This is a genomic window from Priestia sp. 53B2 (assembly GCF_056099005.1).
The window spans coordinates 15,134-31,250 of record NZ_JBLZXA010000008.1 but is presented as its reverse complement, the minus strand read 5'-3'; the positions used below and the strand labels follow the sequence as shown (position 1 = coordinate 31,250).

16 protein-coding genes and 1 pseudogene are annotated in these 16,117 nt (G+C 36.2%); 12 read left to right on the top strand and 5 right to left on the bottom strand.

Features of this window, described 5'->3' with window-relative positions:
* Window positions 1-66 precede the first annotated feature (66 nt).
* Together ACN6NE_RS03415 and ACN6NE_RS03410 are read left to right on the top strand one after the other, a co-directional pair.
* A complete protein-coding gene (locus ACN6NE_RS03415; RefSeq protein WP_013058439.1) occupies window positions 67-219 on the top strand; it encodes a YjcZ family sporulation protein in 153 nt (50 codons plus the stop codon).
* A gap of 302 nt (window positions 220-521) precedes the next feature.
* Window positions 522-992 carry a DinB family protein gene (locus ACN6NE_RS03410; RefSeq protein WP_474325200.1) on the top strand — a complete coding sequence of 157 codons (471 nt, stop codon included), beginning with the start codon at window positions 522-524 and terminating at the stop codon, window positions 990-992.
* Window positions 993-1,367: 375 nt separating this feature from the next.
* On the opposite strand, the gene ACN6NE_RS03405 is transcribed toward ACN6NE_RS03410, so the two are convergent.
* Window positions 1,368-2,558 carry a DHH family phosphoesterase gene (locus tag ACN6NE_RS03405; RefSeq protein ID WP_129703548.1) on the bottom strand — a complete coding sequence of 397 codons (1,191 nt, stop codon included), beginning with the start codon at window positions 2,556-2,558 and terminating at the stop codon, window positions 1,368-1,370.
* Window positions 2,559-2,884: 326 nt separating this feature from the next.
* On the opposite strand from ACN6NE_RS03405, the pseudogene ACN6NE_RS03400 reads away from it, so the two are divergent.
* Together ACN6NE_RS03400 and ACN6NE_RS03395 are read left to right on the top strand one after the other, a co-directional pair.
* Window positions 2,885-4,515: pseudogene (locus tag ACN6NE_RS03400) on the top strand (NAD-dependent malic enzyme).
* A 237-nt stretch (window positions 4,516-4,752) separates the two neighbouring features.
* A complete protein-coding gene (locus ACN6NE_RS03395) occupies window positions 4,753-5,166 on the top strand; it encodes a general stress protein (protein WP_129703546.1) in 414 nt (137 codons plus the stop codon).
* A gap of 88 nt (window positions 5,167-5,254) precedes the next feature.
* On the opposite strand, the gene ACN6NE_RS03390 is transcribed toward ACN6NE_RS03395, so the two are convergent.
* From ACN6NE_RS03390 to ACN6NE_RS03380, 3 genes are all read right to left on the bottom strand, one after another.
* Window positions 5,255-5,536, bottom strand: coding sequence for a YrhK family protein (locus tag ACN6NE_RS03390; protein WP_129703544.1), 282 nt, complete (start codon window positions 5,534-5,536; stop codon window positions 5,255-5,257).
* Window positions 5,537-5,795: 259 nt separating this feature from the next.
* Window positions 5,796-6,965: an MFS transporter gene (locus tag ACN6NE_RS03385; RefSeq protein ID WP_129703542.1), complete on the bottom strand. Its 1,170-nt coding sequence runs from the start codon at window positions 6,963-6,965 to the stop codon at window positions 5,796-5,798.
* 82 nt (window positions 6,966-7,047) lie between these two features.
* Window positions 7,048-7,563: a cyclophilin-like fold protein gene (locus ACN6NE_RS03380; protein WP_474324542.1), complete on the bottom strand. Its 516-nt coding sequence runs from the start codon at window positions 7,561-7,563 to the stop codon at window positions 7,048-7,050.
* Between the two features lie 178 nt (window positions 7,564-7,741).
* On the opposite strand from ACN6NE_RS03380, the gene ACN6NE_RS03375 reads away from it, so the two are divergent.
* Window positions 7,742-8,644 (top strand): LysR family transcriptional regulator, encoded by a 903-nt coding sequence (locus ACN6NE_RS03375; protein ID WP_129703538.1) that lies wholly within the window; start codon window positions 7,742-7,744, stop codon window positions 8,642-8,644.
* 154 nt (window positions 8,645-8,798) lie between these two features.
* On the opposite strand, the gene ACN6NE_RS03370 is transcribed toward ACN6NE_RS03375, so the two are convergent.
* Window positions 8,799-9,227 (bottom strand): MerR family transcriptional regulator, encoded by a 429-nt coding sequence (locus ACN6NE_RS03370; RefSeq protein WP_129703536.1) that lies wholly within the window; start codon window positions 9,225-9,227, stop codon window positions 8,799-8,801.
* Between the two features lie 312 nt (window positions 9,228-9,539).
* Here ACN6NE_RS03370 and ACN6NE_RS03365 point away from each other — a divergent pair, with 312 nt between their 5' ends.
* From ACN6NE_RS03365 to ACN6NE_RS03335, 7 genes are all read left to right on the top strand, one after another.
* Window positions 9,540-10,391: an aldo/keto reductase gene (locus ACN6NE_RS03365; RefSeq protein WP_129703534.1), complete on the top strand. Its 852-nt coding sequence runs from the start codon at window positions 9,540-9,542 to the stop codon at window positions 10,389-10,391.
* A 319-nt stretch (window positions 10,392-10,710) separates the two neighbouring features.
* Window positions 10,711-10,866, top strand: a complete 156-nt coding sequence (locus ACN6NE_RS03360; RefSeq protein WP_165351635.1) for a hypothetical protein — start codon at window positions 10,711-10,713, stop codon at window positions 10,864-10,866.
* Between the two features lie 281 nt (window positions 10,867-11,147).
* Entirely contained in the window at window positions 11,148-11,477 is a 330-nt protein-coding gene (locus tag ACN6NE_RS03355) for a PadR family transcriptional regulator (protein ID WP_129703532.1), read from the top strand.
* Window positions 11,464-12,027 carry an HAAS signaling domain-containing protein gene (locus tag ACN6NE_RS03350; RefSeq protein WP_129703530.1) on the top strand — a complete coding sequence of 188 codons (564 nt, stop codon included), beginning with the start codon at window positions 11,464-11,466 and terminating at the stop codon, window positions 12,025-12,027. Before ACN6NE_RS03355 ends, ACN6NE_RS03350 begins: the two co-directional genes overlap by 14 nt.
* On the top strand, window positions 12,017-12,880 hold the full coding sequence (locus ACN6NE_RS03345) for a DUF4097 family beta strand repeat-containing protein (protein ID WP_129703528.1): 864 nt from the start codon (window positions 12,017-12,019) through the stop codon (window positions 12,878-12,880). Before ACN6NE_RS03350 ends, ACN6NE_RS03345 begins: the two co-directional genes overlap by 11 nt.
* 375 nt (window positions 12,881-13,255) lie before the next feature.
* Window positions 13,256-14,422 carry an alanine dehydrogenase gene (locus ACN6NE_RS03340; RefSeq protein WP_129703526.1) on the top strand — a complete coding sequence of 389 codons (1,167 nt, stop codon included), beginning with the start codon at window positions 13,256-13,258 and terminating at the stop codon, window positions 14,420-14,422.
* A 21-nt stretch (window positions 14,423-14,443) separates the two neighbouring features.
* Window positions 14,444-15,862 carry a sodium/glutamate symporter gene (locus ACN6NE_RS03335; RefSeq protein WP_474324539.1) on the top strand — a complete coding sequence of 473 codons (1,419 nt, stop codon included), beginning with the start codon at window positions 14,444-14,446 and terminating at the stop codon, window positions 15,860-15,862.
* Window positions 15,863-16,117: the final 255 nt, after the last annotated feature.

Sequence of the window (16,117 nt, the reverse complement as noted above, 5' to 3'; positions counted from 1 at the left end):
ACTTCGTGGAGCAAATTTCGTTTTTCATCATATGCTAAATGTATGAACGAGAAGGAGGTGAAGTTTATGTTCTTTGGCGGTTATGGCGGAGGTTGTGGCTATGGTTATGGCGGCGGCTGCGGTTACGGCGGTGGCAGTGGTTTTGCTTTAATTATTGTGCTGTTTATCTTATTAATCATTATTGGCTGTGCTTGTTGGGGAGGATTTGGCGGTTGCTAATTATTAGCCTGCCTTTATCTCTAACTTAAAAAAGTTAGCTTTATGCTAGCTTTTTTTATTTGTTAAATAGGGACATGTATAATGATTAGCACGAATACCTGCTGCGTTAACCAATGGTTTACAGCTTGTTACTAAGCGTTTATGGAATTTTTTACATAAAAGAATTGAATATACGATTTCTAAAGTATGAAAGTTATTATACTCGGCATAAGAACCATGAATATTTGAAATAAGTTTAGTTGAAAATTCACCTCTTTGTTTTGGGGAAATCATGTAAAATAATGATAAGAGGAACGATGGAAATGAATGGAACACACACAATAGTATTAAATATAAAAGAGAATAGAAGAAGAAGTATAAAGGTTTGGCAAGCAATTCCTGATGATAAACTCGATTGGAAGCCAGATAAAGAAGCTATGACATGCGTAGAAATGGTTCGTCATGTCTTGGAGTCAGAATACTATTATCATCTAGCTATCAAAAATTTGGGCAGCTTAAAGGAATTTGATTCTCCTTTTGAAAAAAGACCATTACAATCTATAAAGGATGAATTGGAGTTTGCAGCATCATACCACCAACAATTTTTAGATATGATTACTACTTTTTCTGAAGAAGATTTAACTAATATTCAAATAGACCGTTCAGATGTTGGTTATATTCGTTCTTTAGGGGATATGTTGATGCGGATAGGCTATCATGAATCCGTACACGCTGGACAACTCTTACAGTATTTGAGAATCATGGAGGTTGATCGACCTAGGATATGGGATTAAATCAATTAAATAATATGTATATCATAGATAAAGTTAGTTACCGTAATGTCCCTATTTGCTAAGAAACATTTTTTTGTATTTATAGAAAGCTCATTGTTTATAATCTGTGCTTGTTGCATGTGAATTTGACCAAACATCGCTGCAATATCTTTTCGAATAGACGAGCCAATTAATTAGCTATAAAACTATACCAGCGGCTATCTCCATATAGATAGCCGCTGCGACTTCTGGATCTTGAAAACGTGCTCCGCATGGAATATCATCCAAACCTGCTTCTGAACGTTCAGGCGGAGCTGGGGGAAAGCTACTTCATTTTCGTTTAATAGCTTTTCTGCGTCTTTCATTCATTTGATGAATCAAAATATGTTTCGGTGCTTATTCTCCGTGTTTCAGTTTTTTGATATACCTTATTAAGTACTTTACAAAGATATCATCTCTTACTAACCAAGCGGCATAATTCCTTTTTAAAAAGATTTCTGCTTCCTTAAAGCTTTTAAATGTATGAATTGATAGCCCTTTGCTATTTTCAATTATCCATTCATCTTCATTCTGAAGAGAAACAAGGAACATATCATCATTTTGAGTTTCGTAGAGAGAACCAGATGAAGATTCTTTCAAATTATATCGGTTTCTTCTTGCATCCTCTCGCACAGGATCCAGATGAAATGTATCTGTTACAAACTGGTTATAAGCCTCATTAGTTAACGAACATCCAGCAGCTTTTGCGTGACCTCCGCCTCCATAGTGACCAGCAACTTCTGATACATCCACATGATCATGAATGGTCCGAAGACTAATTCTTTTTCCTCCCATATTCAACATGGCAATGTAATCAAGGTGAGGATATTCTTTTCCTAATTCGTTTCCAAGTTCTGAATGATACGATTCAGCGTACACGATTCCTGCTAAATAGTCACCTATAGAGGTTTGCACCAATTCTCGTCTTTTTCGACGAATATAACGTTCTACTTTATCTTCTTCCATATCTAATATCTTCTGTTCAAACTTGTCAAAAAAGAAGTGGTCACTGTTTTGAAGCCTGTTAACCATTTTTTCTTCAAACTCGTCAATAGATAGTAAAAAGAAGAGAGCATTTAGCCTGTGTGCCTCTTGGTTGTTGTTCTTTTCCCATTCCCAAGTATCATACTGCCTTACTAGTTCTACGAATTCATCAACCGCATTGGAAGTCTGGATAAGTTCATTTTCTATAAGGTATTCATAAAACAAGGAAGTTCCTGAGGCTAAGTTCCCTTCGTTATCTTCCACGACAACGTGTCCCCATTCATATTCGTTGAAATGAAGAGCTGTTTTATGATGATCAAGCAGCTGGACTTTTCCTCCTGTTTGATAAAACTCTTCAAGTCTTTTTTCATTCTCTTCGTTTACTGATAAATCCGTAATAAATAAATGTGTATCTTTTTCTTCATTTTCTAAAAACCATTCTACTTCACGGTTAAGCGATGCAATAGAGTTATAACGAATTTTTATTCTGTCTCCAAAAGCTAATTTTGCTAAAACTCCGCATCCAACTCCATCTAAATCCGTATGCGATAACAGTTTGTACATATCTTTCACCTCGAAATTATTATGATACGAGAGAAAGGTTTTTAACCACTGAAGCTTTCGTTTGCTGAAGAGCACTATCGTAAAACTAGTTTTTCTTTAGTTAACTATGTTAGCCTCCCGAGGGCATAACATATAAAGCTTCTTTCCACTTGATTTATCTGAACACAAACTAAAGTGCCGCCTTAATTATATGTTTAAGGAAGAGCTTCTTCGTTTAAAAGTATTGTATGTAACAAGAACACATCTTGGTTAAGCATAATGATATCTATGGTATAAGAAAAATATTGGTTTTTTACATTCTTTTAAGAACGGAAAGGGGATAATATATGAGATCTTCTGCTGAAGCACAAAAGAGTTTCGTTCAAACACCACTAAAAGGGAAAATATTTTATCGAGACCTTATCTAAACAAAGGATATGCATTTACAAAAAGAGAAAGAGAAGAACTCAATTTAGATGGATTATTACCGCCCACCGTACTGACATTAGAAGAACAGGTACAGCGTGCTTATCAACTGTTTAAGAATGCATCAAATGATCTGCAAAAAAATAATTTATTAAACGATCTGCATAATCGAAATGTGGTATTGTTTTATCGATTATTAAAAGATCATTTAAGCGAAATGTTGCCGATTATTTATACACCAACCGTCGGAGAAGCTATTCAAGAATATAACCATCAATATCACCGTCCTGATGGTCTGTATTTTTCTATTGACGAAGCGAATAAAATGGACAAAGCGATAGAAAATGTAGAGTTAGGATCAGAAGATATTGATTTAATTGTAGTTACAGACTCTGAAAGCATTCTTGGAATAGGAGACTGGGGAGTAGGTGGAATTAACATTGCAGTGGGTAAATTAGCAGTATATACAGCAGCTGCTGGTATTGATCCGAGCCGTGTTCTTCCCATTGTGTTAGACGTAGGAACCAATAATAGAGAATTACTTAAAGATCCGCTTTATTTAGGTAATCGCCATGAGCGTGTAACAGGTGAAGCTTACAATCAATTTATCGATCAATTTGTAAATAAAATAATAAATAAGTTCCCAAAAGCATTGTTACATTGGGAGGACTTAGGGAATAAAAATGCCAGACGCATTATAGAAGAGTATGGGGATCATCTTTTAACATTTAACGATGATATCCAAGGTACGGGTGTGATTACATTAGGTGCTATATTGACTGCTTTAAAAATTACAAAGACCTCCCTAAAAGATCATCGTATTGTTGTCTTTGGACCAGGTTCTGCAGGTATTGGAAACGCTGATCGAATCCACAGTGCGATGGTTCTTGAAGGTCTTTCGGAAGAGGAAGCATATGATAGGTTTTGGGCCTATGATTATAGAGGGCTGTTAACGGAGGAGATAAATGATTTAGCTTCGTTCCAGCAGCCTTATGCCCGTAAAGTAGAAGAAATAAAAAATTGGAAAAAATAAGGAAAATAAAGTGCCTTTGTTAGAAGTAATCAAACAAGTCAAACCTACTATCCTGATTGGAACATCGGGGGTAACAGGGGTGTTTAAAGAAGAAATTATTAGAGAAATGGCTCGCCATGTAGAAAGACCTGTGATTATGCCTTTATCTAATCCTACTAGGTTAGCTGAAGCTATCCCAAAAGATATTATAAATTGGCCAAGCTAATAATGCATTTGTATTTCCCGGTATTGGTCTAGGCGCAATTGCTGTAAAAGCTGAAAAATTTACAGAGACGATGTTCGCTGAAGCTGCAAATGCAGTCGCCCATATGGCCGAAACAAACCAAAGGTGATACGTTACTTCCTCATATTAAAGATCTTCAAAACGTATCCACAGCAGTGGCTATAGCTGTTGCAAAAGCTGCTATTAAAGATGGGGTATCTAGAGTTCACGAACAGGACGTAGAAAAATTAATAGAAAAAGCTATGTGGAAACCAGAATATAAGACTATCCGACCAATAAGTAAGGCAGAAGGGTAAAGATTTTAAAGATTATCTCTTTTTTGACCTGATGTAATATACCCAGTCCAAGGGGAGGTAATCTTTTTTCGATAACCGTTTTTGCCTTAAGCAAACTAGCATTTATTTAATCGAATTCCTTAAAAAGGGAAAATTATTTTATTCACTCTTTGCACTACGGGTCTATTGTTAATAAGGGTAGAATAGCGGGTACATAAAAAGTAAGTGGAAAAGATCTTAATGAAGGAGGAAAGCTTTATGAGTAAAAGTATTATAGGTGTATATGAGTCGCCGGAAGAAACATTAACTAGAATTGAGAAATTAAGAATGATAGGGTATGAGGATAATGAGATTACAGTTCTAACTAATCAAGAGACCGCAGCGGGCAATTTAGCTTATAGAACGAATGTAAACGTGGATAGGCTATCTGCTGCTGACCAAGATAAAGTTACTCAGGAAGATATGACTGGAGGGGCTCAGCCGGATTCTTTCTTCGATAAATTAAAGAAATTTTTTGTGGTCCAAAATTACTCAAATGAAGAAGACCGTGCAACAAATTTAGGTATTCCCACAGAGGAGCTAACCTCTCATAAAAAAGATTTAGACGATGGAAAGTTTGTAATTGCTGTGATTTCTCATAAATTAAATGAAAAAGGGTTAGACCTAGAGTGATATATTTGATTTAAAAGGGGGTGTACGCTAACGCGTACACCCCCTTTTGATATATAGAATTCACAAGAAAAAATTTTTATAAAGAAGATTATTTATTATGATAACCTTCCTTTAAATATTTGCGTAAGTGAAGATCGTGCACTAATTTAATCGTCGGACGAATGAGCAATTGCACGCTCCCGAGAATAAACAACCAAATCCCTATATTTTTCAAGGAATCATAGAAGAATAAAATACTGCCAATTAGGAACCAGATACCTATCAAGAAGTCATTAATCGTATTTATAACTTTATAGCTCTTTTTAAAGAACAATTCGTATTTACCTATTTCAATCTCCCCGTAGTCTTCTTTTCTTCCCATTTCTGACATTGTAACGCCCTCTTTTTCTTGAATTTCTTTTTTAATTCCCTTAGCAAGTCATAAAAAAACGTCTTTTGCAACAGGTATATGATGGTGAGGGGAAAAGTGTAACTTTAGTGTATTTTTCTATCTCAAATCCTCCATTTTTCATCTATTAATGGTGTAAGCATTGACTAGAATAGATTTCTGTTCTTCATAGATGCAATAAAAGAAAACAAAACAAAGGGGATCCTACATAGGGATCCCGAAAGAGAGTTGAATTGATGCCTTATTTAGAAAGCTGTTTTATAGGACGATGCATGTAACTTCTTGGTAAAATAAATATTACGCTCAATACTAACGACAAGATCCCCACTAGTACGACGTATTCTGTACCCATTCCTGATATAAATAGTCCACCTACAGCTGTACCAATCGTTGTTCCTAAGTTAACGGATGATAAAAATAGTCCGTTTGCGAAATCAGGAGCTTCTGGAGCTGCTGATGAAATCCAATATTGATTAATATTCGTTCCTATACCAGCGAATATTCCCCAAACTAAAGTCATGATAGCCATAGGCCAAGTAAACTGTCCGGTGAAGAATAAAATGATGTAAACGACTCCCAATGCGAACGGGAAAGCTACTACCGTTTTGATGGCATTTTTCGTAAGCAACCTCCCTGCGATAATGTTTCCAATAATATTGGCCACACCGAATAAAATTAACATGAAGCTAATTAATTTTCCAGAGATGTTCGTAACGGTTTTAAGATACTCAGCAAGATAGCTGTATACCCCAAATACTGCTGAATTCAGTAAAAGAACAGCTATAATGGAAAGCCAAGTAACGGGGTTTTTTAATACGCTGAGCTGTGCTCCGTAGGAAAGTCTTTTTGTGACAGGCATAGAAGGGAAGAATGTCCATGTAGCAATAAATACTATAGCGTTAATGACAGTGAAAAATGTCATTGCTATTTGAAATGAAACTGTGCTTGCAAGAAAGCTTGCGATTGGTACACCAAGTACCATACCTGCAGATACGCCAATAAAGACTTTTGAGACAGCTTTTGGAGCGTCTTCCTTGCTGACTGAGTTCGCAGCCATTGTAAAAGCTGCTGAAAAATAAATTGGATGAAAGATAGCTGGAATCACACGCGCAATTATGGCAACAGTAAAGTTAGACGTAAAGATAGAGATAATGTTACCTAAAACGAAAATACCAAGTACAAGCAACATCGCCTTCTTACGATTGACTCCTGAAAATAATAACGGCATAGTTGGACCGGATATTGATACAGTAAGTGCAAAGAGACTCACCAGCCACCCGGCTTTCGATACACTGATATGAAAGTGATCCGCAATGTAGGGCAGTATCCCTATAACCCCCATTTCGGTATTTATAATACCAAAAGCTCCTAAGGTTAAGACAATTATAAGTAGCTTATTTTGTTTAGACATAAAATGAATTTCCCTCTTTCTAAAAAGTGTTATGTTCTAGCTGCTTCAAAGCGGGCTGTTTAAAGAGCTATTGTCATGTTTTTTACTCAGTCACTTTTTCAATGGTAACTGTAAAATCACCATGAATATTTTTAACGTTTTCTTTTCCTGATTCAATTTGACCTAGTATGATAAGGTCATTTGTGGCATCTTCAGAACCTTTATAAAAAATAGCTACATTTCCCCAAGGAGCGTAATAAGCAAAGTCTCCTTTTTTTGATAGATCTCCGGCTTGTACATCATCTGCTGATAATCTTTTTTGTAAAATACTAATTTTCTCTTTGCCTATATAATCTTCAAAAGTTATGGTTAAAGGCAATTGAGCTAGAAAATTCTTACTTGTTGGATTATCGTACATCCTAACGACTGCTTCTTTATTGTTAAACGTTAATTTGATCCTTGTACCTGAAATACTATCTTCTTTTGGCTGTTTTGGTTCCCGGTTTAAGTGATCACTTGCATTATGATCTCTGTCGATTGCAGATGAATTATTGTTGCCGCAAGAAGCGAGGGCAGCGCTTATTACTAAAATAGAAGACAGACATAAGAGTTTTTTCATGTTAAGCTCCTTTCTATTTTGAATCATTTAAGGTTTTGCTTGTGTGATATGAACTTCTTTGTTGTTAATTCTAACGGCTTCTTTCAAATATAAAAAATACTTATATCTTATATCGTGGTATGCTTGATAAGTATTTCTAAGACGTATACACTAAAGATTGTGAAAGGAGGAGGGGTATATGGAATTTCGAGTTTTGCGGTATTTTCTTGCGGTTGCAAGAGAAGGAAACATCACGAAGGCCGCTGATGTTTTGCATGTGACACAGCCAACTCTGTCTAGACAATTAAAAGACCTTGAACAAGAGTTAGGTAAAAAACTATTTATTCGCAGCAGTCATAGTGTCATTCTGACAGATGAAGGAATGCTTCTGCGAAACAGGGCAGAAGAAATTGTTAATATGGTGGATAAATTAGAGGCGGAATTTAGTTCGATGGAAGAAACAATAGGTGGCGATGTCTATATAGGAGGAGGAGAAACAGAAGCAATGAAACACATTGCACGAGTAGCAAAAGATGTACAGTTACGTTATCCCACTATACGATATCACCTCTACAGCGGAAACGAAGAAGATATAGCGGAACGGCTTGACAAGGGATTGCTTGATTTCGGTATTTTAATTCAGCCAGCCGATATTTCAAAATACAATTATCTTAATATGCCTGCCAAAGATGTGTGGGGCGTTGTGATGAGAAAAGACAGCCCTCTTGCCGTCAAAAAAAGCATTCAAGCTGCGGATTTATTGAACGTTCCACTGATTTGTTCACGACAGGCCATGAAACAGACGTTTTCAAAAAATGAATTTGCGGATTGGTTTGGCGAAGACTTTCATAAATTAAACATCGTCACTACATACAATCTTGCATATAATGCGGCCATTATGGTTGAAGAAGGCGTTGGATATGCAATAACACTTGATAAAATAGTCAATACGTCTACTGCTAGTAATCTTTGTTTCAGACCCTTACAGCCAAGACTTGAATCAGGTTTAAATATTGTGTGGAAAAAGCATCATGTTCTTTCAGCTGCGGCAAATGCGTTTTTAAAAGAACTGCAGGAAGAATTTGCACACACTCTAAACTGACAGGGCATCGGTCTAGCTCAAACAAATGGAGTGAAACGGCTGTAATCGCCCAGGATATTTTAAAGAGAGTTAAAGTTGAAAACCGAAGGCAGTAAAAAGACTTATCTGTACTGTATGATAGATAAGTCTTTTTACTGCCGATATAGAGGTGATGTTAAGATCCTTTGGATGTTTTATTAGCATGTATTAACTCCCATTCGCCAGGGTTAGTGTCATCTGGCGATAAACCGTTAATAATATCAAGATAATGATTTGCTTTTTCGTCCATATATTTTACAGTTCTTTTAGCTTCCTCTAATTGAGCTTTAGCGATCTCTTTTTGCTTTAAAATGATTTGATAGCGCTCATGAATGGTACTGCCACCTTCTAAACACAAATCTACGTAGGTTTTAATGTCTTCCACTGTCATCCCACATTGTTTTAAATATTTAACACCTGTCAGCCAATTAATGGACTCTTGATCAAAAAGACGAATATTGTTTTTATCACGCTGTACGCTTGGAACTAATCCTTTATCCGTGTAGAAACGAACGGTATGTTCCGTTATGTCAAGCAGCTTAGCCACATCTTTCACCGTATACATTTTGGCCACTCCCATAAACATTTTTTCTTCATTACTGTTTAAAATCCTATCACATTCGTGTAACACGAAGGCAATAGGATGATGATCGTTCAAGTTAATAAATTTGTTAGTATCATCAAAGTAATCTAAACAAATACCCAGCTGAACATAAAGCTGAAGTATAGTTTATCCACTTCCTTCACCTTATACGCTTTAATCCTCATTCAGAGATTTAACGTAATTCATTTAAAAGCCTTGACCTCGTGTTACACGAAGGTATTAGGATAATATTTGTGCAAGGTTAACGAAACTTTAAAACAGGAGGAATTTTATATGCAAAAAATTACTTTAAACAATGGTGTCGAAATGCCTATCTTAGGCTTCGGTGTGTTTCAAGTTCCTGATGCAGCTCAATGTGAACAAGCAGTATCCAACGCGCTTGAAGCAGGGTATCGTCTAATTGATACAGCGGCGGCTTATATGAATGAGGAGGCAGTTGGTGCAGCCATCAAAAAAAGTAGCATTCCACGAGAAGAGCTTTTTATCACAACAAAGCTTTGGGTTCAGGATCAAGGTTATGAAAGTGCTAAAAAAGCCTTTCATGTTTCTTTGGAAAAGCTAGGGCTTGATTATCTTGATTTGTATTTAATTCATCAGCCGTTTAATGACTACTATGGTTCTTGGCGGGCAATGGAGGAGCTTTATAAAGAAGGGGAAATTCGTGCTATCGGTGTATCCAACTTCTATCCGGATCGTCTAGTTGATTTAATTTTAAATAATGAAGTTGTGCCTGCTGTAAACCAAGTGGAAAACCATCCGTTCTTTCAACAGAAAGCCGCAAAGAAAGTGATGAAAGAATACGGTGTGCAAATACAAGCATGGGGACCATTTGCAGAAGGTCAAAATAATATCTTCCAAAATGAATTACTTTCTGATATCGGAGCGAAATATGGAAAAACAGTAGCACAAGTTATTTTGCGCTGGCATATTCAGCGTGGTGTAGTTACCATTCCAAAATCTGTTCATAAAGAACGTATTGCTGAAAACTTTAACATCTGGGATTTTAATTTAAGTGATGAAGATATGGCAGCCATTACTGCTATGGACAGTGGGAAAAGTGACATCATTGATCATTTTACCGCTGATACGGCCAAAGCCTTAAATGGATGGAAGATTCATGAATAATGAAATACTTGCACCATCTAGAAAATGAAATTTTTGATAGCAAGCTACTTAAAACAGTCATGAAATTGGCTGTTTTTTTATTATTAAAAAATGTAAAATAACGATTACTTTTTTCTTTAATTTATTACAAAAAAATCAAATGTACTTAAAGTATTTCTATCAATTATAGTAACAATTGTTAAATTTTATCTTAAAGGTGATATTCTTATAAATATTCAATCAGTATGCTGTCAAAGCTATTTATGGATTTGATTTTACAGTAAAAAAATATGGAGAGACAAGATTGCTTTATTACTCTTAGACGAAGGATGAGTGATGTATGAACAAACTTATAATGCCAGCCATACTAGTGATATTCGCTTTATGGATCTTATTACAATTGGCTTTAGGCGGGGACGTTTTCAAAAATCCGCTAAACTATTTTATCTTAATAACGGTTTTCTTTTTATTTATCAAACAAGCAAAAGAAAAATAGCCTGGCTTGATCGCTGCTGTGTAGTCTATAGTTATAGGCTGCTTTTTCTTTTGGCCGCGTTAAAAATAATTCCATATATAAGCTAATTAGAAAAAGAAGGTTGAACCTTGCTTTATAAAAAATACCTTAAGACTATAAAAATGGCTAAAATTTAAAAAATATTAAACAGTACCTTGCAATAAACAATAGCTGGTGATATATTGTAATTATTAGGAAATCATTATGAATCAGTACTATACAATAAACAGTAGTGAACTGTGAAAAGAAAAGGGTGAAGAACAGTGAACGTACAATTTAAAAAAGGAGTGTTAGAGCTTTGTGTCCTTGTGTTGCTTGATAAAAAAGACCGCTATGGATATGAACTAGTTCAAAAAATCTCCGATCAAATTGAAATATCAGAAGGGTCCGTATATCCTCTTCTGCGCCGATTAACAAAAGAAGAATACTTTACAACGTATTTAAAAGAGTCTACAGAAGGTCCTTCAAGGAAATATTATCAGCTTACAGATAAAGGAAGGGAGTATTTATACAAACTTATCGATGAATGGAACGAGTTTTCAAGAGGTGTTAATCAATTAATTAAAGAAGGTGTGAACAATGTCGAAGAGTAAATTTTTACAGCAATTAAATGAATCCTTAAAACCATTGTCTTCAAAAGAACGGGCAGATATTTTACAAGATTATGAAGAGCACTTTTCCATTGGCTTAGAAGAAGGAAAAACAGAAGAAGAAATTGTAACGTCGCTAGGTTCTCCGAATCAAATAGCCAAAGAATTGCTGGCAGATTATCACGTTGAGCAAGCAACAGCAAAGGCAACAACTCAAAATATTTTGAGAGCCACTTGGGCCGTAATTGGTTTAGCTTTTTTTAATGTAGTGATTGTTCTTGGTCCTGCCGTTGCACTAGCTGGCTTCATTCTGTCAGCTTGGGCCATAGGTCTATGCTTCTTGCTATCTCCTATTCTAGTTCTGGGTGAGGCTATTGTACATTCGAGCGGCTTTTTTCTCTTTAATCTTTTTATGTCTTTAGCATTTTGCGGACTTGGCTATTTTATTATGTTAGGTATGTTAGTTGTGACAAAGCTAGTTATAAAAGGCTTTGTACGTTATCTAAAATACAATGTATCACTGGTGAAAGGCGGTTTAAAACGTGCTGAATAAAAAGAAACTCTCCATTCTTGCAGGTATTCTCGTCCTTGTTGGGATTATAGGAAGTCTCCTTACTTATCGTGCTATTGATCCTGAACCTATTTCAAAAGAAAAAACGATCAACAGCAATTCAGTATCCAAGGTAAACATCGATACAGATAATACTCGTGTTCATGTGTACCCTATCAAAGGCGATAACATCAAAGTAACATTAAAAGGCGAAACATCTCCTAATATAAAAAGAGACTTCACTACTGACGTTGAAAATTCAACGCTTTTCATCTCCTATAATGAACAACAGCGCAGCTGGGTCAATTTTGACATTGTTAGTGTATTAAAACCGCTATCCATCAACGTTTATTTACCTGAAAAACAGTATAATTCATTGGGGATTTCCAGCAACAACGGATATGTGTCCGTTAAAAAATTACGCGCAGCAGATGTCTCTATTCGCGCAAACAATGGACGTGTAGAATTAGAGAACATTGATTCACAAAACCTGAACACCAGCGTACACAATGGACTTACAAGCATAAAAAATGCTGCAGCAAAAACGGTTCAAGCAAAAGGAAATAACGGGAAAATAACGCTGAGTAACGTGGAAGGTAGTTTAGAAGGCGAAACGCATAACGGAAGCATCGCTCTTGAAACAAAAGAACTTGATCGAGATATTGACTTTAAAACGCACAATGGAAAAATTAAGATTACAACGGAAAAAGAACCAAGTAACGTTCAATTTAATGTTTCAGTGGACAATGGAAAAGTCGATATTCTAAATAAATATGATAGTAATGCTGTTATTGGAAAAGGAAAGAATATCATTAAACTAGCCACTCATAACGGCAGTATTTCAGTAATAAAGTAACCTGTTAGCTATACGGCACAAAGCTCATCTGCCAAAAAGCAGAGGCACAGCTAGCCGCAGATAATCAAAAAAGGGTTTCACTCATTGAACGTTGATGAGGGAACCCTTTTTTCTATGCAAGGTTAATACGGTAACAGCTTGTCATGACACGTGTAAATAGGTATTGATTTCAAATTATTTTGAATTTTTATTCATTTTAATTTATAATTTGGTAAGTAAATGCAGAATAAGGTTCTACTAGAACAATCGCTCTATAGTTTGTGTGTAGCAAGGTAAGGTGTATCTATTTTAATCTGAATATTTTTAATAGTTTATTTAACCTTAACACTACGCATGAAAGAGAGGCATTTACAAAACTAACTTAGGGGGATCAACATGGTATTTGGCGTATTAAAAGATAAGAAAGTGGGAGAATATCGAGTCATTATGACGCCTTTAGAGGTTGCTGCTATTAAAGACGATGGCCATACGGTTCTTGTTCAAAAAGATGCGGGCGCCTTAGCGGGATTTACGAATGAACAGTATGAAAAAGAAGGGGCGGAAATAGTAGAAACAACAGAAGAGATGTATGAAAGATGTGACTTTATAGCAAAAGTTAAAGAGATTGAAGAAAATGAGTATAAGTTGCTCAAGGAAAATCAAATTATCTATACGTGTATACATCCAGCTGCACATAAAGAGCAGATACAGGCTATACTCGATAGCAAATGTATTGCATTCACTGCGGAAGATTCACATCGATTTGGTTCAGTAAACTGTGAAGCAGCGGGAAAACAAGGTGCATTAATGGGTCTGCAAGCCATGCTGACGATTAACGGTGGGAAAGGAAAATTTGTTAGCGGTTTAGCTGGAGCCCCTGGTATGAAAGTACTGGTCCTTGGAGGAGGATTAGTAGGAAGGTCGGCGCTGCAGGTGTTACATTCATTAGGCGCGTGGTGTACGGTTATGGATGTAAATTACGGAACATTAAGAGATATTGGCAAAACGTATAATGAAAAAGTGAATACTCAGCTATCAACTAAGCAAAATATTAAAAAACTGCTTCCTGAAACTGATATGGTAATTAACTGTGTGAAATGGCCAAAGGAACGCAAGGATTATTTAATAGAGCGCGATATGCTCAATTTAATGGAAAAAGGATCAGTTATTGTAGATATTAGCAATGACACTGACGGTGCAATTGAGTCCTTCCGTGAAACAACTCATGAACATCCTACATATATCGAAAATGGTGTCGTTCATTATTGTGTCAGCAATATTCCTGGAGCTATTGCTAATTCTACTTCCGTAGCTTATGCAGCGTCCGTGCTGCCGCATATTCAGTCCATCCTGAATTCAGGTGTGAAGTCAGCCTGTATTAAAGACGGATTTTTAAGAAGAAGCTTAACAGCTTACAAAGGATACCTTACACATGAAGAAACAAGTGCTATACAAAATAGACCCTGGATCAAACCAGAAGACGTATTACATATACAAGAGGAAAGACTAGACCCAGCACCACCAGCTACATCAACAAAATCCAATAATTTGTTAAGTATTTAACGTTACGGAAGGAGGATATGAATGACTGTATATACGATACTAGTAGATTTTGCTTGTGCCAGTATTCTGATTTTAATAGGCATGCTGCTTCGCGCAAAATTTAAATTTATTCAAAGAAGCTTCATTCCAGCAAGCTTATTGGCAGGTTTTTTAGGTTTAGCATTAGGACCTAGCTTTCTAAATGTTCTACCTTTTTCTGAAGATATTAGCTCCTATGCAGGAATCATCACCATCTTTGTATTTGCGGCAGTTGGGATAAACGGATTTTCTTTTTCACCCGGCAATATGAAAAAAGATATTAATCGAATGGGCGCATATGCGACTTATAAAATTCTTTGTATAGGTCTTCAAATGTCTATTCCCATTGTTTTTTCTATTTTAGTAATTTCGAAGTTTGCTCCAGAAATTAACAACGGATTCGGTTTACTGCTGGCAGCTGGATTTTATGGAGGACATGGAACGGCGGCAGCGGTAGGTACAACCTTCGAAAAACTAGGCTGGGAAAATGCAACGGACTTAGGAATGACCGCTGCTACTGGCGGTATTTTAGCAGGTATTTTCGGGGGACTTATTTTTATAAAATGGGCAACTCGAAAGGGATACACTCATTATGTAAAAGACTTCTCGGAAATTTCGGAGGATTTAAAAACAGGATTAGTTCAGCCTCAAAATAGAACGGCAATGGGAAATGATACTATTTCACCAATTGCGATGGATCCATTAGCCTTTCATTTAGCATTATTAGTTGTGCCATCAGGTTTGGGCTACCTATTAAATAATTATATTGCGACTGCTTGGGGACTGGAATTCCCAACGTTTACAATAGCATTTTCGATAGCGCTGCTTATGTACATATTGCTAGGCAAAGGAGAAAAAGGGGTTTATAAATACGTCGATAGTAAGATAGTCGACCGTTTGGGCAGTGCAGCAACCGATTTTCTTGTATTCTTCGGTGTAGCTTCAATTAAATTACCTATTGTTGTGGAATATGCACTTCCACTTGGCTTGTTAATGCTTTCAGGCATAGCAGTAGTGGTGGTGATGCTAGTCGTAATTGGCCCGGCTATGAACTATGAAAGCTGGTTTGAGCGTTCCATATTTGTGTATGGCTATTCAACAGGTGTATTTGCTATCGGACTTACATTATTAAGAATTATTGACCCTAATAATAAATCAAAAACACTTACAGATACAGCGGTAGTTGGACCGCTTAATACACCGTTAGAATTATTTGCATGGTCAGCGGGGCCTGTTATGCTGCTAAGCGGACAGCACTGGACGTTTGTTGGAATTTTTGCAGGAATATCAATTCTATGTTTCGTCATAGCTAGAATCTTCAAATGGTGGCACTGGAAGGTTCCTTTAGGCGAGCGTCCTCCTGTTCCATTAGATAGAAATGAAGGCTTTATTCGAATAACTGGAGAACATATTGAAAAATAACTTAGGTTAAATAAAACATGTATACTGGACTAATTATATTTATATCTTATGAACGCGAAACAAGAGCCCGTAAACATAGGTTTACGGGCTCTTATAATGCGATGAGAAGTTTGTGATAGAGAAGGGCAATTTTTTCAGTTTTCTAACATAGTTTATTTTTGTCTTTCCTAATGAACGAATTTTTAGCACTGGACTTACATTAAGCTGATTATAAGTTACATAAATTAACCTAGGTATTTTACTCTCCGTAAGCAA